The organism is Paenibacillus sp. FSL H7-0690 (assembly GCF_037980415.1).
GTDB lineage: Bacteria > Bacillota > Bacilli > Paenibacillales > Paenibacillaceae > Paenibacillus_AQ > Paenibacillus_AQ odorifer.
On sequence record NZ_CP150281.1, the window covers coordinates 4275994 to 4294752 of the forward strand.

The window sequence follows — 18759 nt, forward strand, 5'->3', positions numbered from 1 at the left end:
ACCTTCGTTTGAATACGTGGCATTTCACATTCGAAGTCGCTAACGGACACAGTTGATCTTAAACGCAACTTAATCCCATATTTGGGATGTTATCGGACCTCATAGCAGCTATTGGAAGGAAAACCACCCAATATAACCTTCTTCCGAAGGAATAGCGTCTCCAGCGTCCGAATCTACGCTCCAAGGGCTAAAAACTTGCAAACAACGTCCTCTAGGTCCGTTCCATAAGCATCAGAGCATAATAATGGTTCGGCGGTGCTCGTCACTACCGGTCCATAGTATAGAGCAGCGATTCTCATTAACGGGAATCGCTGCTCTTTTATCTTTATTCCTCCGCTAATACCTGTCGATCCAGATTACGGTATTGCACAGCTTCCGCGAGATGTGCAGAAGAAATATCCTGTGCACCCTCCAGATCAGCTATGGTACGGGATAGCTTAATAATCCGATCATGCGCTCGCATGCTTAGACCTAAATTCTCCAAAATATCATACAGCATTTGAGCACTCTCTCGGTTTAGGCTTGCATATTTCCGAAGGGAAGCACCGGAAAGTTCACTGTTCCATGAAATCGCCAGTCGTTTGTAACGTTTAGCTTGGATGGCCTGAGCAGCCAACACCTCCGCACGCATATCTGCTGACGATAAAACATGCCCCTGCCGATTCCATTCCTTCGGGCGGGGAACATCAACCTGTAAGTCGATCCGATCCAATAATGGACCGGATATTTTGGCTCGATATTGGGCAATCCTTGATGGACTACAGGTACAATTTTGCTGGGAGATACCGCTTCCAAAAAAGCCGCAGCTGCACGGATTCATCGATGCAGCGAGCATGAATTTGGCAGGAAAAGTAAAGGAAGCCCGGGCACGACTTATAGTAACCACCCCATCTTCGAGTGGCTGTCGCAGCACTTCAAGCACATTCCGGGAGAATTCAGGCAATTCATCCAGAAACAGAATACCTCGATGCGCAAGACTTACCTCACCTGGCTTGGGAATACCGCCCCCTCCAATTAATCCGGCAGAAGATATCGTGTGGTGTGGAGAACGAAATGGACGACTTCGCAGCAAACCGTTGTGTGCATCCTTCAAATTTCCAGCCGCACTAAAAATTTTGGTTACCTCAAGTGCCTCACTGTCCGACAATTGTGGAAGGATACTGGGAAGGCGTTTGATCAGCATCGTTTTGCCTGTGCCAGGTGGGCCGATGAGCATAATATTATGCATCCCTGCAGCCGCGATAGTTAGTGCTCTTTTCACATGTTGCTGTCCAAGCACATCACTGTAATCATCCATTATTTCATTCGCTTCGGAAGAAGCAGCCTCAGAATCAGAATATTTAGGGTTATATTTGAGATGCTCTACAGAAAGAACAAGCACCGGAGGTTGTTCTTTTGCCCCCGTCCCCATACTCACGGATACAGGAAAAGGAAGTGGTGATCCTTCAGATTCTACTAGAGGAACTAGCTTATCTATAATCGGACCAAAGCTAGCCACAGATTCAGCAGCATTCGCTAACGCTTGCAAATGGTCGATGGTATAAACATTCATGCCACTGATTAAAGCGGCTTCTGCCGCATTGCCTTGCGGGAGCAGAACGGCTTTAAACCCGCTTTTACGCGCTGCTTCAACCATCGGCAGCACACCCGAAACCGGACGCAGACTGCCGTCGAGCGCAAGCTCTCCAATCAAAAGCATCTCTTGAGCTGAAGGCATAATCAACTGGCCACTAGTTATCAGTATCCCTAAAGCAATCGCTAGATCAAAAGCGGAACCTTCTTTACGCAGGTCAGCTGGAGCAAGATTGATCGTAATACGCTGCTGTGGATAGCGGTAACCGCAATTTTTAACGGCAGCCCTAACTCGTTCAACAGCCTCGCGAATCGCTGAATCTGGTAAGCCAATGATATTCGTCTGCGGCAGTCCATTTGCAAGATCGATTTCCACACCGATCATTACCCCTTCAATCCCATACAGACACGCGCTAAACATTTTCCCATACATAATAAAAACACCTCATCTCCTGAATTACACCCTAATTTGGGGTGTCATAGCTTCAAGAAAAAAGGTGCTTCCTTATTTTCCAAATATATATATTAGCTGTTAAGTACATTATAGAAGTTGTGTCCTAACGCAATCTGTGAGCAATTTATCTTTAGAATAAGAAATTCAAGTTTTACATAAAAGCGAAAGCACATCTCTAAAGACCTACATCAATCCCCTTCTTTAACTACGACCGAGTCCCTAATCTGCTCAAAAGTCAACGGTTTATAGTTCCAATGCTCTACACAAATGTTAAAATGATTGTTTCCCTCATATTTTTGCCCATGAATATGGCCGTGCACATTTACGTAAGGCATATGTTTATTCATGTACATAGGCTCATGTGAGAGGAAAAAGAAATCCTTATAAATCAAAGGATATTCACTAACCTCATCAAAACCTGCCTCAAGCCACCAACTTCGGCTGCGGCCGCGATCATGATTGCCAAGGATCAGGATTTTGTATCCATGCAGTCTGGCCACAATCGCACGAGTTGCCTCCTTATTCAGAAAAGAAAAGTCTCCCAAATGAAATACTTTGTCGTCCGGATTCACTACCGAATTCCAACTTTCAATCATAACTTCATTCATTTGCTCTACATCGTTGAAGGGTCTGGATTCAAAATCAATGATCAACTTATGCCCAAAATGATGATCTGATGTGAAAAAAACCTTAGCCATGTGCACCCTCCTTTTGTTCCTATTCTAATGACAGTATGTATGAAAAAAGCTCCGACTACCCATAAACCCTAGGAAATTCGGAGCCCCGAGGACTTTTCCGCCTAATTTCTCACGAAATTATACGTATCATTCTATGTCATGAGGCGATGACGGAATACCTCTTTATTGTTAATGTTACTTTTCCCAGTCGCGCCGCTTACTCGAACGTTTATTAACATCACTCTGAATCAGTTCAGCTAAAGGAGGCGCCTCCTCATTGTCAATGAGCCAGCCACGCATCTCCTTGATCGCTTCCACCTGTCCATTGCCTTTGTCACGCCATGTAAGCAGTTCAATAACTCTAATTACAAGCGCTAAGAGACTGCTATTGCTGTTTTGCGACTTTTCAGCCCGGATTTTTTGAAATAACGCTTCATTTTCCCAATCTATTAATATTTCCTCCGCTATAGTGGGCCGCATTACCGTGAAGGTCTTATTGCAATTATCGCAACAGACGACAGATATTGGCTCTGCTTTAAATTTCACTTCAATCTTCTGCTGGCAATATTGGCATGTAAAACTAACCTGCATTTCAGAAGGTTTATTCTTCACTAGACAGCCCTCCTCATGATGACATTAAAAAGTTACTCCTAATGTTTACCCATTTCTTTTGAGAAATGACCCACAGTGCGGAAGGTATGTAAAGACTTTTTTATCAGAACAGCAGCAAATTCATAAAGAATCGCATGAGGAAATAGAGTTACTCTTAAAACGCCTCGCGAATATGACTAAGTGAAGCTAGGCTAAGATCGTCATTTAACAAGACGCTAATTACATCAAAAGAAACCCGCCGTTCCTCATAACCCTTCATATGCAAATAAACCTGTGTTGTACTCCGAACCTGGTTTATTTTGCGAGCATTCACCGATTCTTCTGGAGTTCCCTGAAGCAGCTCTCCACTGCGGCTACGAACTTCGACAACAACAATACAGTCTTCACGCTCCGCAATGATATCAAGCTCTCCAGTACGACAACGCCAATTCCGTTCCAATATCATATACCCGCTAGAAGATAGGTACTGCACAGCTCCGTTCTCTGCAGCAGCTCCTTTCTCTTTGCGGTTATAGTATTTTCTTGCATATGGCTCTTTCATTCTTGTCCCCGTTCACCAGCGGAACGATCGCTCTGATACACAAAGCTGAGGATTTCCGCCACCAGCTGATAGAGCTCAGACGGAATCTGTTGGTCCAGATCAAGCTTTGAAAGCACCTCCACGAGGGCTGCATCTTCCTGAACAGCAACCCCGCTCTCCTTAGCCTTTTGCAGAATAAGGTCTGCTATCGCGCCTTGTCCCTTGGCTACTACGACAGGAGCCTCGTTTTGTCCGGGACTATATTTGAGAGCGACCGCTTTTTTGAGCCCTTGTGAAATTGGCTGTACAGGCTCATTCATATACGGTAATCCACTCCTTTGTAAGCCTCAGGAACATAATCAACAAACTTATTAGTATTGGAGCCAGCAAGCTCTTTAGGCAAATTCAATTCTGGCAAGGGTTCGGTTCTTAAACCTGATAATTGATAACCGATGGATTCTACCGCAGTTTTTATATCTTCACGCCGCGTCTCCAGCAGCTCAAGCACCCACGGATGATCATTATGAAGCTTAAGACTAACGATTCGATCTACAACCTGCACATCTACCAATGTCTGCCCTAGCTGCTTCATGTCCAAATCGAACCACAATCGACAGTTAGCTGCATCCAACTCCCCTTTGCGGCCCCGCCTGGACTGGATATGAACCGATGCAGTTTCCTGCCCATCTGGACCTTGCAGCGGCAAGAACAATGTAACCTGCGCGAAGGGAGCAGTCCGATCTGTATTCAGCAGCAGCTGTTGGCCTGTCAGCTGCTGCACTAGCCCGCTCGCGGCATCTTTTACCGCGGGCGGCACCTCGCTGCTGCTCATAAGCTGCAGCAGCACGCCCTTCAACGTGTCCGCAGCTTGCTCCCCGCCGACACTGCCTAGCGCGGCTGCAGCTGTCCCCGCTGCCGCTCGCGCCGTCTCCGCGGCCGGCAAAGCGCCGCCGCGCACGGCCTGCTGCTCGTGCTCCGCACCGAGCAGCTTCAACACCCGCCCCACCCACGACTCCGCATCCGCGGGTGGGGCGGTGTCTGGCTGCACCGGCGAAGCCGCAGCAGCCGTGGTCTCCCCGCGCGGCGCTGCCGGCGCGGGGGCAGGTTCTTGTCCCGCCGCCTCAGCGGGCGGGACGTTCGCGAGCTGCGGCATGCTGCCGCGCAACTCGGTGAGCACGCCCTGCAGCTTCGCGAGCAGGGCAGCCCCGCTAGGCGCAGCAGCTTGGCTTGCTGCACCAGCTTGGCTTCCCGCAGCAGCTTGGCTATCTGCACCAGCTGATCCAGTGGCGCTTGTATTCGCGCCACTGATACTACCCTGCGCTCTATCTTTATTTAGACTCATTTCATTGCCATGAGTTTCGCTCTGATTAGAACTATTTTGATTGCTTACAATTCCGTCCCCTTGCGTGTTAGCAGCACTACTCTGAGTTCCTGAAGCAAGCGTAGAAGTTATTTTCCCAGTCAAAGGTTCACCAGTATTTCCACTCTTCGAGAGCTGAACTACCTCACCAGCCTCTTCGGGGACCACTGGCTTGGCAGTTACAATACCGGTTTCATTCTCAGGAGTTTCAGCTGTACTTGCAGCTGCACTTCCTGATATTTCTGATTTCACTAAATTCAAAGGAATTATTGGTTCATCAGAAATAACTCCGGCTCCCGTTGCCCCTCCTGTTGCAGCAGCACTTCCGCTTGTAGTAGTAACACCAGCACTACCTTCAGCAGGTTTACTTACAGGTTGTCCAGTTCCTTTAATCGATACCTGGTCCATTTCCGCATCAGCATCACCTGCTGATACCACTTCCCCGTTAATCACAGCGCCCGTACCTGTCGTTACAGGAGCATTCAGCTTTCCGGTCGGGGTACCCATTCCAGGTTTAGCTTCGGCTGTTGTTGTTTCTTCACCGGCGACTTGACCTGCCCAAATCGTAATCTGTTCTTCGAGCGCTGACAAAAGCTGATGAAGCTGCGGACCAAAAACCGCCTGCTGCAATCCTTTCACACTTTCAGGGGTAACCGGCAAGCCCCGCTTTACAGAAATGACAGCTGCATCAAGCCATTCTGAGGTCGGCACGCCCGCAGGTTTCGCACTCATTACAGCATCCAGAATCGCCGCTGTCTCTTTGGTAAGCGGAATACCACCCGACTGCATCGCCAACACAATTTCCCGACCCGCTTTGGAGTCAGTAAGCCCAAGCGATTCCAATGCCTCGCCCATGTTTTGCGGGGTGGCTAATACCGTTTCGCCGAGGGAGACCGGCTTCAATACGGGCAATCCGCCTTCTCCGGGTGCTCCAACCTGTAAGTTCAGGGTCTCTCCTGGCAGTAGTGGTGTTTCCAACTCCGCACGAACAGGTGTACCTTGAATCTGCACAACGGCTTCTTTTCCCGAATCCGATACAGACAATACAACACCACGTACAACCTGCCCTTCCTTCAATTCCAAAGACTTGGCTGCTCCCGGTTTATTATCCCCGAGCAATCCACGGATCAATGTTCCGATATTCATACCGTTTCTCCTCCCTCCATTTACTCTCTTCTTACTATATCGGTATTAATCCGACTTTTTTGAGCGGTGAATTTATCCAAGCTTAAACGCCTTTGGCGTCTTTTATATTCTGATATTTCTAAAAAAGGGTTTGCTGTTCAGCAAGAATCTTCCCAATAAAGCTGCGCCGATGCATAGGTGTCGGACCTAACGCCGTAATTTGTTCCCTGTGAAGCTTGGTCGCATAACCTTTATGTATCGCAATCCCATAATCAGGGTATAATTCCTCCCACACCCCTTCACACAGTCTATCTCTTGTTACTTTAGCTATAATCGAAGCTGCCGCAATAGACTGGCTGTTAGCATCCCCTTTTATGATCGCCTGCTGCGGCAACGGAAGATCAACTTTTTCAGCATCGATTAACATATAGTCCGGAGTATGACTAAGACCTTCTACCGCTTTTTTCATCGCCAGACGAGAAGCCTGTTTAATATTAATTTCATCAATCATGTGGGAATCCACATAACCTACACCAATAGCTATCGCCTGCTCCATAATAATCTCGAATAAGGCATCTCTTTTTTTCGCTGTAAGCTTTTTAGAGTCGTTGACGCCATCAATAATAAGCCCTTCCGGCAAAATCACCGCTGCTGCAACAACATCCCCAAACAAACAACCTCTGCCTACTTCATCTACGCCGGCTATACGGCGATAAGACTGTTCCCAGCCCTCTTTTTCATAACTCAACATATCTATCGTACTCACGAATCTGTCACCGCCAATTATAAATTATTCTATAAACTACATAAGTCAGCTTACCATAGTAAAGCCCACATGGTCATGTACAAATAACCACTCCAATTTGATCCAAATCGGCAAAAAAAAAGAGCCCCCGAAAATTTCCGGATGGCTCTTCCATACCCATTCATTTAAACGCCTTTAAGGTGTTTCCAGCGTAAAACGACCAAGCTTACCTGCCCGCAGCTCATGCAGCAAAGCACGTGAAGCTTTTTCCAGATCAACACGTCCACCGCTAATCAGACAACCGCGTTTGCGGCCCACGGCTTCCATAACTGCAACGATCTCATCAGGGTTCTCAAGATCCTCAGGAAGCTTCTCAATACCAAAGCGTTCTTGAAATCTGGAACCATAATCCTTGACCAAATACTTCACTGCATAAAAAGCAATGTCCTCAATGTTCAGGATTTCTTCTTTGATCGCACCCGTCACGGCCAAGCGGTAACCCACGTCTTGATCCTCAAACTTCGGCCATAAGATACCAGGAGTATCCAGAAGCTCCAGATTACCTCCTGTTTTAATCCACTGCTGGCCCTTAGTAACCCCCGGGCGATCACCCGTAGCAGCGATACTCTTACCAGCCATTCGATTAATCAGCGTTGATTTACCGACGTTAGGAATACCGACGATCAATGCGCGCATAGCTCGTGGGTTCATTCCCCTTGCGATCTGCCGATCAATCTTTTCCTTCAACAGCAGCTTGACCTGCTCCGGAATCTCCTTAACGCCTGTTCCAGTAGATGCGTCCACAGGATGGGCAACATGCCCTTGTTCCTTAAAGTACGCCAGCCACTTCCGAGTAATATCCGGATCCGCCAGATCCGCTTTGTTCAAAATAATTAATCTCGGCTTGTCCCGCAAAATATCGTCAATCATCGGATTGCGGCTGGAAAGCGGCAGACGGGAATCGAGCAACTCTATAACAACATCAATCAGCTTCAGCTTATCCTCGATTTGCCGCCTAGCCTTCGTCATATGACCAGGAAACCAATGAATGGCCATTGCCGTCACCTCCTTTGACTTCTGTCAACTTAATGGTTAATCAGTGTAATATCTTTTATCGGCCAGAAGATTAAATCTGCACGACCCACAATATCACCCAGCGGCACATAGCCAATCATCCGGCTGTCTGTACTATCCGAGCGATTATCCCCCATAACGAAAATATGTCCTTCTGGTACAGTACCATCCGTGAATTTTTCATTTGGGAAATCTTTATTATTATACAGAGCGTTGTTACTATGCGCAGCATCAATAGCGCCTTGGATGTAAGTCTCGTTAACAACCTCACCGTTAACTGTAACTACATCTCCTTCTACTTTCACAGTATCTCCAGCCACACCAATTACACGTTTAATAAAATCTCTGCCTTCAGATGGCACGTGGAATACAATAACCTCACCCCGCTGCGGAGATCTTATATCGTATAAAATTTCATTAACGATAACACGTTCTCCCGTATGGAAATTAGGCTGCATGGAAGGTCCATCTACAATAAAAGGCTTGAATAAAAGCCAGCGAATCAGTATAACCAGAACTAAAGCAATCGCAATGGCCTTGACCCATTCCAGCACTTCATTTTTCTGTTTACGTGGGTTCTGCTCGCTTGATTCCAAAGATTCGCTTTGTTCCTGCTGCATAGTTCACCGTCCTCTCTTAATACTACTCTTACTATACAACACAAAAAAACTCCTGCCAAAAACCCCTCCACAGATACTCCTTCAGGAGGCCTTTTCGGAGAAGCTTATCCCCAAGCGTATATGTCACACGCATTGTATACCAAGCTAAAACGCCCTCAGCGTCCTTTTAAGGACGGTATGCGTTTATGCGAGAAATATAAGAATAATGTATAACGTAAAACTTATGCTTTTCTTATATTTTCAAAAAAAAATAAAGCGAAAGGGGCTTGAACTCAAGCCCCTCTCCTCTGTCACTATTCTAGCGACGAATTTCTTTAATTCTCGCTGCTTTACCACGTAGTTCACGAAGGTAATAAAGCTTAGCACGACGCACTTTACCACGACGAGCCACTTCGATTTTTTCGAGTTTAGGCGAGTTGATTGGGAATGTTCTTTCCACACCAACACCGTAAGAAATTTTACGAACCGTAAAAGTCTCACTGATTCCACCGCCACGACGTTTGATTACAACGCCTTCGAACAACTGGATACGCTCACGAGTTCCCTCGATAACTTTTACATGCACCTTCAAAGTGTCACCCGGACGAAAACTAGGGATATCTTTACGAAGTTGCTCTTGCGTAATAGCTTGTAGGATATTCATTAAGGACTTCCTCCTTCCGTACAGGTGTTCTTGCCTCTTCCGGAGAGATCTGAGCTCTCCCTCATTATCCGCAGCGGACCACCGTATTCCACACAACAGAGTTAATAATATCATAAAGGACGGGCTAATACAACTTATTTTTCTATTTTATAACGGTAACATATCTCTTTTTTTTGCCTTAGACTGGCAGTCTTTACACAAGCCGACCACGGTTCCATTGTCTTGAGCATAGAAGATCAACTTCCCATTCTTCTTCTTGCAAGAAGAGCAAGGTTGCTCCCCTGGACTCTGTTTGGCTTTGCGATGACTATCCATTGAGATCACATTACTGCTAGTCGTGCGCAAAGGATCGCTTGAGCTGCTTGTTTTCTTTTTCTGAACGATATAATACCCAACACCCAGCGCTAGCAAGACAAGCAAAATAACTACATATTTCATCTGGCTCCCTCCGCTCTTCATGATTTACTTGAGGTAAGAAAATAAAAAGACCGCCCTGTGATGCAAGTAAGGCAACGGTCTATATCGTATTCGCAAACTAGCCTTAGCACATCTCACTATAAAAAGCGCTTTTCAGTAGCTGCTGAAGATTATATATGAGAGCATCTTCGCTCTTTTTATATGTACTCTTACCCATTTTAATGTGAGCGTAAGATCTATATTTCATTTTAGCACAATTGAAATTTGAAGTGTAGTGAACACTTTTTAAATACCTAGTCTTTGGTCCAGTATATTAACCCGCCTACAGCCGTTTTTACAATAAATCCCCATAGGCTATACTTACAGAAGTACGTACATAACGTAGCACTTAGGGAAGAACACATATACCCAAAAATAAGGAGGATTTTATTCAATGAAAAAGAGTAATACAACTAGCGTAATGGCAGCTGTAGCCGTCTTGTCCGTCGTACTTCTGGCAGGATGCACAGAGTTACCGGGTAGGCAATCCGCTAATAATGAACTAGGAAAGAATATTACTGAAGATGTGCAGCAAAATATTGGTGAGGCTGTGAAGCAAGAGCTGGGTAAAGCCGCTGCAAGCGTGGAGCAGGCCGTTCAGGATACAGCTACCAAGGTGGTCGACGAAGTTAAAGCAAACAGCATTAGCAAAGAACTATCCTTATCTAAAGAGATCGGCTCTGCTTCAGTGCTTAGCATGAACAATGCAGTGGGAGAAATAGAGGTTAAATCAACTACGGGTGATCAAATTAATGTGAGTGCGACAATCTTAGCCCATAACGGCTCCGCTCATAAAGCTGACCGCCAGAAAATCTTGGATGACGCTGAGATTTCAATAGACGTTAGTGGCGATACTCTGAAGGTATCTACAAATTCCAAATCAAATCCGAAGAAGGATTTATGGACTTGGGCTCAAGACAAATACGGTTATTCAGATTTTAGCATTAACTATACCATTGAGATCCCCACCCGTATGGATGAATATCAAATCACCAATAATGTCGGGCAAATTCGTCTCCGCAATCTGGACGGAAATTACCGCGTCGTCAGCAACGTTGGAGCTATTGATATCGAAGGAGCTAACATCACCGGTAAGTCCACTCTAGAGTCTAATACAGGAAGCATACGCATGGATATAGCCGGAATGAAGAGTGATAGCCGTCTTAAAGCGACAACAAATGTAGGTAGCCTCAATGCTGTTCTAGCCGATGGCGTGAAATGTAGCTTGGTGGCTAAAAGTGATCTAGGCCAGATCACCGGGGTTGAGGGTGGCAAACGTGATGTTAACGGAGGAGGTCCTTTGTTGTCCTTAAGCTCTGATATAGGTGCAATTACAGTAGAGTAACCAACCACTAAAAACAGACCGTCCGGATTAGCGGACGGTCTGTTTTTGCATCATCATATCAGATTAATGCAATAGCCAACAGTGTGAACAAGCTGAGAGTTAAAATATTGTCAGCAGCATAAGGGTAACCAAAAAATGCAGAAGTCTGCACAGGTCCATTGGATCCTGTTCTTAAGTAAACATTATATCTGTCCACATCTGTAATCACACCTTCATGCTGTCTGCCATCAGTAGTCAGGATACGTACCCTTCTATTCTTACAACGTAAGCAATTATAATAAGCCTCCACTAGTGTACTCCTCCTCATTCGTAATGATATACTCTATGGTGAGGAGTACAGGTCGGTAACGGCTAAGTTACATAGGTCATTTGTTTGGATCGATATTTACTTTCCGTTCTCTGCATTTTTTGTATTCCCAAAGGTTATATATAAGGAAAGACATATTCTCGGCTTGTTATCCGTACCATCCTATCCATTCAAGGAGGCCAATCGAATGAATGTAGCACGTAAACAGTTTATTAAGGAAGGCGTACTGCGTATTACCATCTTTATTATTTTATCATCGCTTACCTATACCGTTCGCAACTATGCATGGGCAGTTACTGTTCTCGTATGTTTTGCGCTTTACGCTCTACTTACAGGAGTATATCGCCTCTTTCGCAAAGAGTAGAATGCGCCTCCACGAATTTTTATAGTTAACCAAACGCCCCCTTTCCAAAGAGTTTTTAATTCTCCTTGAAGAGTGGGCGTTTACATTCTGATCAGAATCACAGGGTTTGACCTCTTAGTAGAGCACAATAAAACCATTAGATGTAGTGAACTTTCGTTCGCTATACTCTAATGGTTTTATTGGACTTGCTTATTCATACTTAATTATTAATCTTATATGTTCAAGCTTTAAAGGGCGAATGGGAATTACGATTTGCGATTTGTATAATAATCGATAATATCATTCACGGTGCGGAGCGGCTCCGCATCTTTGTGGATCGTGTCCACGCTAGGCTTGAATTCTTCACGCGTCTTCGTAGTCACTTCAGTTCATTCCTTTCAATAGTTAAGCTTGCTGCATCGTAAGCTGCATATAGTATTACGCCACCTCTATCTATTACCCCAAATAGAAGAGTTCAACGCACCTATGCTCATTTGTTTTGGAAATTACGCAAAAAAAATACGAGATTATAGCCCTTCTTATACTTAAGTAAACATAACAAAAACGCCTCCTTAACGTAAGATACGTTAAAAAGACGTAAAATATGCCTGTTTTATTAAAATTTTACTCCGGCTTGATTTCATTTTTCAGACGTTCCAGTGTTTTCTTGTCTTTCAATGTTAGTTCTGCACTTTCGAGCAAATCAGGTCTACGTTCAAGTGTACGCTGTAACGCTTGCTCTCTCCGCCATACTTCGATGTTGGCGTGATGGCCACTCAGCAACATATCTGGTACCTTCCAGCCGCGAAATTCAGCGGGTCGAGTGTAGTGAGGATATTCCAACAGCCCTGTACTGAACGAATCGGTGATCGCAGAGGTTTCGTTTCCAAGCGCCCCTGGCTGTAGCCGAACTACTGAATCAATAACCGTCAGTGCTGGTAGTTCTCCACCCGTTAACACGTAATCGCCAATCGACAGTTCATCTGTAACCAGATGCTCCCGTATCCGCTCATCGTAGCCCTCATAATGACCACATATAAAGATTAGATGCTGCTCTTGTGCCAGTTCCTCAGCAATCTTCTGATTATAGGTCTTTCCTTGTGGGCACATAAGAATGATGCGCGGCTTCACAGAGGAAGGCGACGGGACTGCAGATTCAGAACCATTCTCCAAAGGACTAGCCTCGATCCCCAATACATGTTCTACCGCTGCAAAGATCGGGTCAGGCTTTAGTACCATACCCCCGCCCCCGCCATACGGTGTATCATCCACACTGTTGTGCTTATTTCCTGAGAAATCACGAAAGTTCACAGCATTCAAAGATACAATCCCTTTTTCGCGTGCCTTACCAAGAATACTTGTGCTAAATACGCCTTCGCACATCTCCGGAAAGAGCGTTAGCACATCAATTCTGATCATGGCAATAGTCCTTCCATTAAGTGAACCGTAATTCGTTTGGCCTCAATGTCCACGTTCAGCACTACATCGTTAATTACAGGGATAAGGATGTCTTGACCTTTAGCAGGCTTAACAACCCACACGTCATTTGCACCTGGCTGTAAAATTTCCGTAATTGTGCCAAGCGGTTCACTTCCAGCATCATCCGTATAAACTTCACAGCCAACGATTTGGTGGAAGTAATATTCGTTCTCTGGCAGTTCAACCAGATCATTACTTGGCACCTTAAGCAAACTTCCCTTATACTTTTCCACTTCGTTAATATTGGTATATCCTTTAAGCTTAACGATAAACATACCCTTATGCTCTCGAGCGGATTCTACAGTCACTTCAAATTTTGCACTGCCATCCGCAGGGATGACGAACAGCTTCTTATCTTTAGCGAAACGAACCTCAGGAAAATCGGTATGGGATAATACTTTAATCTCCCCGCGAATTCCATGTGTATTCACAAGCCGGCCTACGGTTAATTCTTCCGTCATATAACCCTCTCCTCTACAAGCTTCATCTATATATTTGAACAAAAAGGAGCCGGGATATACTATCCCTAGCCCCTCATTGTACGCATTATTTAAGATAAAATATCTACAGTTACGCGTTTATCGCTCTTGACTGCTGCAGATGTGACTACTGTACGGAGCGCCTTGGCGATCCTGCCTTGCTTGCCGATGACCTTTCCTACATCATCTGGATGTACGGACAGCTCATAGACAATCAAATGCTCTTTCTCCACAGCCCGTACCGTCACATCTTCTGGATGATCCACTAAAGCCTTAGCAATTACTCCAACTAATTCTTCCATAGAGGACCCTCGCAATCAGTCATTATTTCTGTTGCTTAAGCTCATGAAACTTCTTCATCACGCCTGCTTTGGAAAGCAAGTTGCGGACGGTATCAGATGCTTGCGCACCTGTTTGAAGCCATTTAAGAGCTTTTTCCTCATCGATCTTAACTACTGCCGGTTGTTCAATCGGATTATAATAACCGATTTCCTCGATAAAACGACCGTCACGAGGGGACCGGGAATCGGAAACCACTACACGATAGAAAGGCGCTTTATGCGCTCCCATTCTTTTTAGACGAATACGTACTGCCACGAAAAATCACCTCCTTATAATAGTTTCCAACATTAGTTGGTCAGACATTCAAGATCATTTAAAAGGGAATTTCAGCCCTTTTCCACCACCAAGACCTTTAAGCTGCTTCATGGCATTTTTCTTGGAGGCTTTGCCGCCTCCGCCCATCATGCCGGAGAATTGCTTCATCATCTTACGCATCTCATCAAATTGTTTGATGAGGCGGTTGACCTCAGCGACTGAGGTTCCGCTGCCGGTTGCAATACGCTTGCGGCGGTTATGGTTAATGATCTCAGGCTGTTGCTTCTCCGCCTTAGTCATAGAATGAACTATGGCTTCAACGCGTCCCATTTGCTTATCGTCGACCTTTAAATCTTTAATGCCCTTGGCTTTGTTCATACCCGGAAGCATATCAAGAATTTGATCGATAGGGCCTAGCTTCTTCACCTGATCCATTTGCTCTAGGAAATCGTCGAACGTAAACTCTGCATTACGCATCTTACGTTCCATTTCTTTAGCCTTGTCAGTATCAATGTTCGCCTGGGCTTTCTCAATCAGCGACAGCATGTCGCCCATACCCAGAATCCGCGAAGCCATACGTTCCGGATGGAACGGCTCCAGCGCGTCGATCTTCTCCCCTAAAGCGGCGAATTTAATCGGGCAACCGGTAACAGCTTTTACTGACAGTGCAGCACCACCACGGCTATCGCCGTCGAGTTTCGTCAATACGACCCCTGTAAGCTCAAGCTGCTTATTAAAGCTCTCGGCTACATTCACGGCGTCTTGACCCGTCATAGCATCTACTACAAGAAGTACTTCATCAGGATTTACAACATTGTGAATCTGCTTGAGTTCTTCCATTAGTTCTTCATCAATATGCAGGCGGCCTGCAGTATCGATAATAACATAATCAAGTCCGTTATCCTTCGCATGTTGTACAGCTTGTCTGGCAATTTCTACCGGACTAGTCTGATCACCAAGTGAGAATACAGGAACCTTAATCTGTTCTCCCAGCACTTGCAGCTGCTTGATAGCAGCAGGCCGGTAAATATCTCCCGCAACCAGGAGCGGACGATGATTGCCCTTCTGTAACAGCTTAGCCAGCTTACCCGAAGTGGTTGTCTTACCAGCCCCTTGTAGACCCGCCATCATAATGACGGTCGGTGGCTTGTTCGACTTGGCCAGCTTCGCTTGGCTTCCGCCCATCAGCTCGGTTAGTTCCTTGTTGACGATGTCGATAATTACCATGCCAGGCGTAAAGCTGTCCATGACTTCCTTGCCGATGGACTTTTCTTTCACCTTAGCCACGAATTCTTTAACTACCTTGAAGTTAACATCGGCTTCCAGAAGGGCTAACCGCACTTCACGCATAGCTTCGTTTACGTCTTCTTCGGATACTTTACCTTTACCGCGTAGCTTGCTGAACACATTCTGCAATCTTCCGGTTAAACCTTCAAACGCCATATGCAGATTTCTCCCTTCATGCTACTCTAACCTCTGCAAGCGATCCACGATCTCCGCGAACCGAAGTTTATATTGCTCAGGCAGCATCCCATTCTCCGGCAGTCTGCGCAGCTCTTCTAAATATTTAGTACGACTCTCATGTTTCACTAATAGTCCAAGTTTTTCTTCATAATTCTCAAGGACTTGCTCAGCCCGCTTAATATGCTCATAAACAGCTTGGCGGCTGATTTCAAATTCAGCGGCAATCTCTCCCAAGGAAAAATCATCGTGAAAATAATATTTAAGAAACGTTTGCTGCTTATCTGTAAGCAGTCGTTCATAGAAGGCAAAAAGCAAATTGATACGATTCGTTTTCTCGAGCCTATTCTCCTGACTCATTAAGGACAACCCCTTCGTCAAGGAAAAACACTTTACACCTTCACAACGTCCCTTATGATACCTAAAAGAAAGAGAGATGTCAAGCACTTTTGCTTGTCATCTCTTTCTTTATTAAAAATCCATATTTCCCGCGATAAATCCGCTTGAAATTATTGGATTGGCAGTACATAAATCAATATGGCGAAGAAATGTGTGACACTGCCCGCAAGAACAAAAACATGCCAGATCGCGTGATGGAACGGAAACCCTCTCCATACATAAAAAACTGTACCTAGAGTATAAAGCACTCCTCCAGCCATCAACAGAATCATGCCACCATCCGCTACCACTGCTGAAAGAGGATTCCAGGCGATAACAATCAGCCAACCCATAGCAATGTAGAACACCGTAGACATGAACAAGAACTTTTTAACAAAAAACGCTTTGAAGAAAACGCCAAATACTGCGATTCCCCATATAACACCAAATAAACTCCAGCCAAGTGTTCCCCGAATAGCTACTAGCAAAAAGGGTGTATACGTGCCTGCGATAAACAGATAAATAGAGGAGTGATCGAAAAATTCGAACAAATCCTTCGCCTTGCCCTCTTTGAGACTATGCACAAGTGTTGAATTGAGATACAGAAGCAGCATTGTCGTTCCATAAATGGAGAAGCTGACTACATGCCATGCCGTTCCTTTCAGACTTGCAAAAACAACAAGCAGTACAAGTGCAGCGACGCTTAATACAGCTCCGATCCCGTGCGTAATCGCATTCGCGACTTCTTCTCTCCGGGTGTAGGTGTGAGTATTTGCCATATCCATATCCTTCCGTCTAAGCTTTCTTTCTATTATACCACGCGGACCTCACTGGATTACAGTTTGTAAATCTCCGTGTATTTCTCCTCCAAATAATCAGCCAGATAATCTGGACTGAGCGGCTCACCTGTTACTTGTTCGATAATTTGCGAAGGGGTCAAGCTTTTTCCGAAACGGTAGATTTTTTCTGTTAACCATTCTTTAATCGGCAAAAGATTTCCCGCAGCAATCCATTCATCGTAGTTCGGCAGCTCCTTGCGGAGTGTATTCAAGATTTGGGCAGCATACATATTTCCCAGAGAGTAGGATGCAAAATATCCGAAGTCTCCACCGGACCAGTGCACGTCCTGCAATACACCAAGCGCATCATTAGGCGGTGTAATGCCTAAATATTCTTGATATTTAGCATTCCATACCTGAGGCAGATCTTTGACAGATAGTCCTTCATTAAAAATAAGCTTTTCGATCTCGTAACGCACAATAATGTGCAGATTGTATGTAAGCTCATCTGCTTCAATTCGGATGAATGAATTTTCCACACTGTTAATAGCTCGGTAGAAATCCTCTACATCTACATTAGCAAGCTGCTCTGGGAAATGCTGCTGCAGATCACCATAATAACGTTGCCAGAACGCACGGCTACGGCCGATCATATTCTCCCATAGTCTCGACTGAGATTCATGAATCCCCATCGAAGCGCCTTGAGCCAGCGGTGTTCCCACTAAATCTTGGCTGATATTTTGTTCGTAAAGCGCATGTCCACCTTCATGCAGTGAGCTGAAGACGGCGCTAGTCACGTTATCAAGTAAATAAGCGGTCGTAATACGAACGTCACCTGGATTCAGCCCTGTAGCAAAAGGATGCACACTCTCATCCAAGCGGCCTGCGTCGAAGTCATAGCCCATTTGCTTCAGAATAAAGTTACCAAACTTTTGTTGCTGCTCTTTAGGGAAAATCTGCTGCAAGAAGCTGGTATCAGGTTTATTAGGTGAAGCAGCGATAGCTTCCACTAACGGAACCAAGCGGCTGCGGAGGCGACTGAACACTTCATCCACCTTTTCTACCGTGAGATCAGGCTCATACATATCTAGTAGCGTATCGTAACGTGTGCCATTTACACCCCAATAATCGATGAACTCTTGTTTCAGAGCTACGATTTTACTCAAATAAGGTTCAAATGTAGCAAAGTCATTGTTCTCCTTAGCTTCTTCCCAGATTGTTTGGGAATGCGCAGACAGGACAGCGTACTCTTCAAATCTTTTGGAAGGAATACTCTTACTGCGCTCATACTCTTTGCGGCAATCGTTGACGATCTTTTGTTGATTAGCTGTAAGCTGGCTCAACACTTCTGGACGGCTGAAAAATGCTGTGAAGTCACCCATCTCCTGTGAAATCTCAAGTCTGAACAATTCTCCACTCAGCATCCCAATCGTACCGGAACGTACTTCTACTCCCTTACGCGGTGCACCTGTGCGCAAATCCCAGTGCATTAATTCTATGGCCTCTGAATATCCACTAATTTTTGCTAATAACTCGCTGAATTGTTCCCATCGTTCCTTTACTTGTTGTTCCATTCTACTCCACCTGCTTTCTCTGTTTTACAGACTCCTCTTGATGATACTTTTTTGAATGAGTATAATCAACTTCAGAGATTACATCTCTAATTTTAAATATTTAATGAGTTACATAAGAAGCAGAACATGCTTCGAACAAAAATCAAGGAGCGTGAACAG

General features: G+C 45.2%; 22 protein-coding genes. 2 read left to right on the forward strand and 20 right to left on the reverse strand.

Translation table 11 applies throughout. From position 1 onward, the window contains the following. Positions 1 to 325: 325 nt before the first annotated feature. The 11 genes from MHI32_RS18805 to MHI32_RS18855 form a co-directional block, all read right to left on the reverse strand. A complete protein-coding gene (locus MHI32_RS18805) occupies positions 326 to 2005 on the reverse strand; it encodes a YifB family Mg chelatase-like AAA ATPase (protein ID WP_036688578.1) in 1680 nt (559 codons plus the stop codon). Positions 2006 to 2214: 209 nt separating this feature from the next. Next, a complete protein-coding gene (locus MHI32_RS18810) occupies positions 2215 to 2724 on the reverse strand; it encodes a metallophosphoesterase (protein ID WP_036688580.1) in 510 nt (169 codons plus the stop codon). A 174-nt stretch (positions 2725 to 2898) separates the two neighbouring features. Beyond that, the gene (locus tag MHI32_RS18815) at positions 2899 to 3315 is read right to left on the reverse strand and encodes a hypothetical protein (RefSeq protein ID WP_051491578.1); all 417 of its coding nucleotides are present in this window, start codon (positions 3313 to 3315) and stop codon (positions 2899 to 2901) included. 154 nt (positions 3316 to 3469) lie between these two features. Continuing rightward, entirely contained in the window at positions 3470 to 3856 is a 387-nt protein-coding gene (locus MHI32_RS18820) for a YraN family protein (RefSeq protein ID WP_036688582.1), read from the reverse strand. Beyond that, complete coding sequence (locus tag MHI32_RS18825) at positions 3853 to 4155, reverse strand: EscU/YscU/HrcU family type III secretion system export apparatus switch protein (RefSeq protein WP_038571992.1); 303 nt, start codon at positions 4153 to 4155, stop codon at positions 3853 to 3855. The genes MHI32_RS18820 and MHI32_RS18825 overlap by 4 nt, the downstream gene beginning before the upstream one ends. Further along, entirely contained in the window at positions 4152 to 6341 is a 2190-nt protein-coding gene (locus MHI32_RS18830; protein ID WP_036688585.1) for a flagellar hook-length control protein FliK, read from the reverse strand. The genes MHI32_RS18825 and MHI32_RS18830 overlap by 4 nt, the downstream gene beginning before the upstream one ends. Positions 6342 to 6459: 118 nt before the next feature. Next, positions 6460 to 7071, reverse strand: coding sequence for a ribonuclease HII (locus MHI32_RS18835; RefSeq protein WP_076179938.1), 612 nt, complete (start codon positions 7069 to 7071; stop codon positions 6460 to 6462). A gap of 189 nt (positions 7072 to 7260) precedes the next feature. Further along, complete coding sequence (gene ylqF, locus MHI32_RS18840; protein WP_340010534.1) at positions 7261 to 8121, reverse strand: ribosome biogenesis GTPase YlqF; 861 nt, start codon at positions 8119 to 8121, stop codon at positions 7261 to 7263. 29 nt (positions 8122 to 8150) lie between these two features. Next, entirely contained in the window at positions 8151 to 8759 is a 609-nt protein-coding gene (lepB, locus tag MHI32_RS18845) for a signal peptidase I (protein WP_340010535.1), read from the reverse strand. Between the two features lie 298 nt (positions 8760 to 9057). Beyond that, positions 9058 to 9402 carry a 50S ribosomal protein L19 gene (gene rplS, locus MHI32_RS18850; RefSeq protein ID WP_036688590.1) on the reverse strand — a complete coding sequence of 115 codons (345 nt, stop codon included), beginning with the start codon at positions 9400 to 9402 and terminating at the stop codon, positions 9058 to 9060. Between the two features lie 147 nt (positions 9403 to 9549). Further along, complete coding sequence (locus MHI32_RS18855; RefSeq protein ID WP_051491579.1) at positions 9550 to 9840, reverse strand: hypothetical protein; 291 nt, start codon at positions 9838 to 9840, stop codon at positions 9550 to 9552. A gap of 412 nt (positions 9841 to 10252) precedes the next feature. Here MHI32_RS18855 and MHI32_RS18860 point away from each other — a divergent pair, with 412 nt between their 5' ends. Further along, the gene (locus tag MHI32_RS18860) at positions 10253 to 11203 is read left to right on the forward strand and encodes a hypothetical protein (RefSeq protein WP_340010536.1); all 951 of its coding nucleotides are present in this window, start codon (positions 10253 to 10255) and stop codon (positions 11201 to 11203) included. A 58-nt stretch (positions 11204 to 11261) separates the two neighbouring features. Here the strand turns inward: MHI32_RS18860 and MHI32_RS18865 are convergent, their stop codons facing one another. Next, complete coding sequence (locus MHI32_RS18865; protein ID WP_036688596.1) at positions 11262 to 11492, reverse strand: hypothetical protein; 231 nt, start codon at positions 11490 to 11492, stop codon at positions 11262 to 11264. Between the two features lie 205 nt (positions 11493 to 11697). Here MHI32_RS18865 and MHI32_RS18870 point away from each other — a divergent pair, with 205 nt between their 5' ends. Next, positions 11698 to 11874, forward strand: a complete 177-nt coding sequence (locus tag MHI32_RS18870) for a hypothetical protein (RefSeq protein ID WP_155288145.1) — start codon at positions 11698 to 11700, stop codon at positions 11872 to 11874. 603 nt (positions 11875 to 12477) lie between these two features. On the opposite strand, the gene trmD is transcribed toward MHI32_RS18870, so the two are convergent. The 8 genes from trmD to MHI32_RS18910 all read right to left on the reverse strand — a co-directional run bounded on the left by trmD (position 12478) and on the right by MHI32_RS18910 (position 18600). After that, a complete protein-coding gene (gene trmD, locus MHI32_RS18875) occupies positions 12478 to 13269 on the reverse strand; it encodes a tRNA (guanosine(37)-N1)-methyltransferase TrmD (RefSeq protein ID WP_036689109.1) in 792 nt (263 codons plus the stop codon). Continuing rightward, the gene (rimM, locus tag MHI32_RS18880) at positions 13269 to 13793 is read right to left on the reverse strand and encodes a ribosome maturation factor RimM (RefSeq protein ID WP_076190860.1); all 525 of its coding nucleotides are present in this window, start codon (positions 13791 to 13793) and stop codon (positions 13269 to 13271) included. The genes trmD and rimM overlap by 1 nt, the downstream gene beginning before the upstream one ends. A gap of 89 nt (positions 13794 to 13882) precedes the next feature. Further along, positions 13883 to 14113 (reverse strand): KH domain-containing protein, encoded by a 231-nt coding sequence (locus MHI32_RS18885; RefSeq protein WP_036688600.1) that lies wholly within the window; start codon positions 14111 to 14113, stop codon positions 13883 to 13885. A 22-nt stretch (positions 14114 to 14135) separates the two neighbouring features. Then, a complete protein-coding gene (rpsP, locus tag MHI32_RS18890) occupies positions 14136 to 14408 on the reverse strand; it encodes a 30S ribosomal protein S16 (RefSeq protein ID WP_036688604.1) in 273 nt (90 codons plus the stop codon). Positions 14409 to 14462: 54 nt separating this feature from the next. Further along, on the reverse strand, positions 14463 to 15851 hold the full coding sequence (ffh, locus tag MHI32_RS18895) for a signal recognition particle protein (protein ID WP_036688607.1): 1389 nt from the start codon (positions 15849 to 15851) through the stop codon (positions 14463 to 14465). A 21-nt stretch (positions 15852 to 15872) separates the two neighbouring features. Then, positions 15873 to 16229 carry a YlxM family DNA-binding protein gene (ylxM, locus tag MHI32_RS18900; protein WP_036688609.1) on the reverse strand — a complete coding sequence of 119 codons (357 nt, stop codon included), beginning with the start codon at positions 16227 to 16229 and terminating at the stop codon, positions 15873 to 15875. Between the two features lie 149 nt (positions 16230 to 16378). Next, complete coding sequence (locus MHI32_RS18905) at positions 16379 to 17026, reverse strand: hemolysin III family protein (protein WP_036688612.1); 648 nt, start codon at positions 17024 to 17026, stop codon at positions 16379 to 16381. Between the two features lie 56 nt (positions 17027 to 17082). Beyond that, a complete protein-coding gene (locus tag MHI32_RS18910; RefSeq protein ID WP_076127097.1) occupies positions 17083 to 18600 on the reverse strand; it encodes a carboxypeptidase M32 in 1518 nt (505 codons plus the stop codon). Positions 18601 to 18759 lie beyond the last annotated feature (159 nt).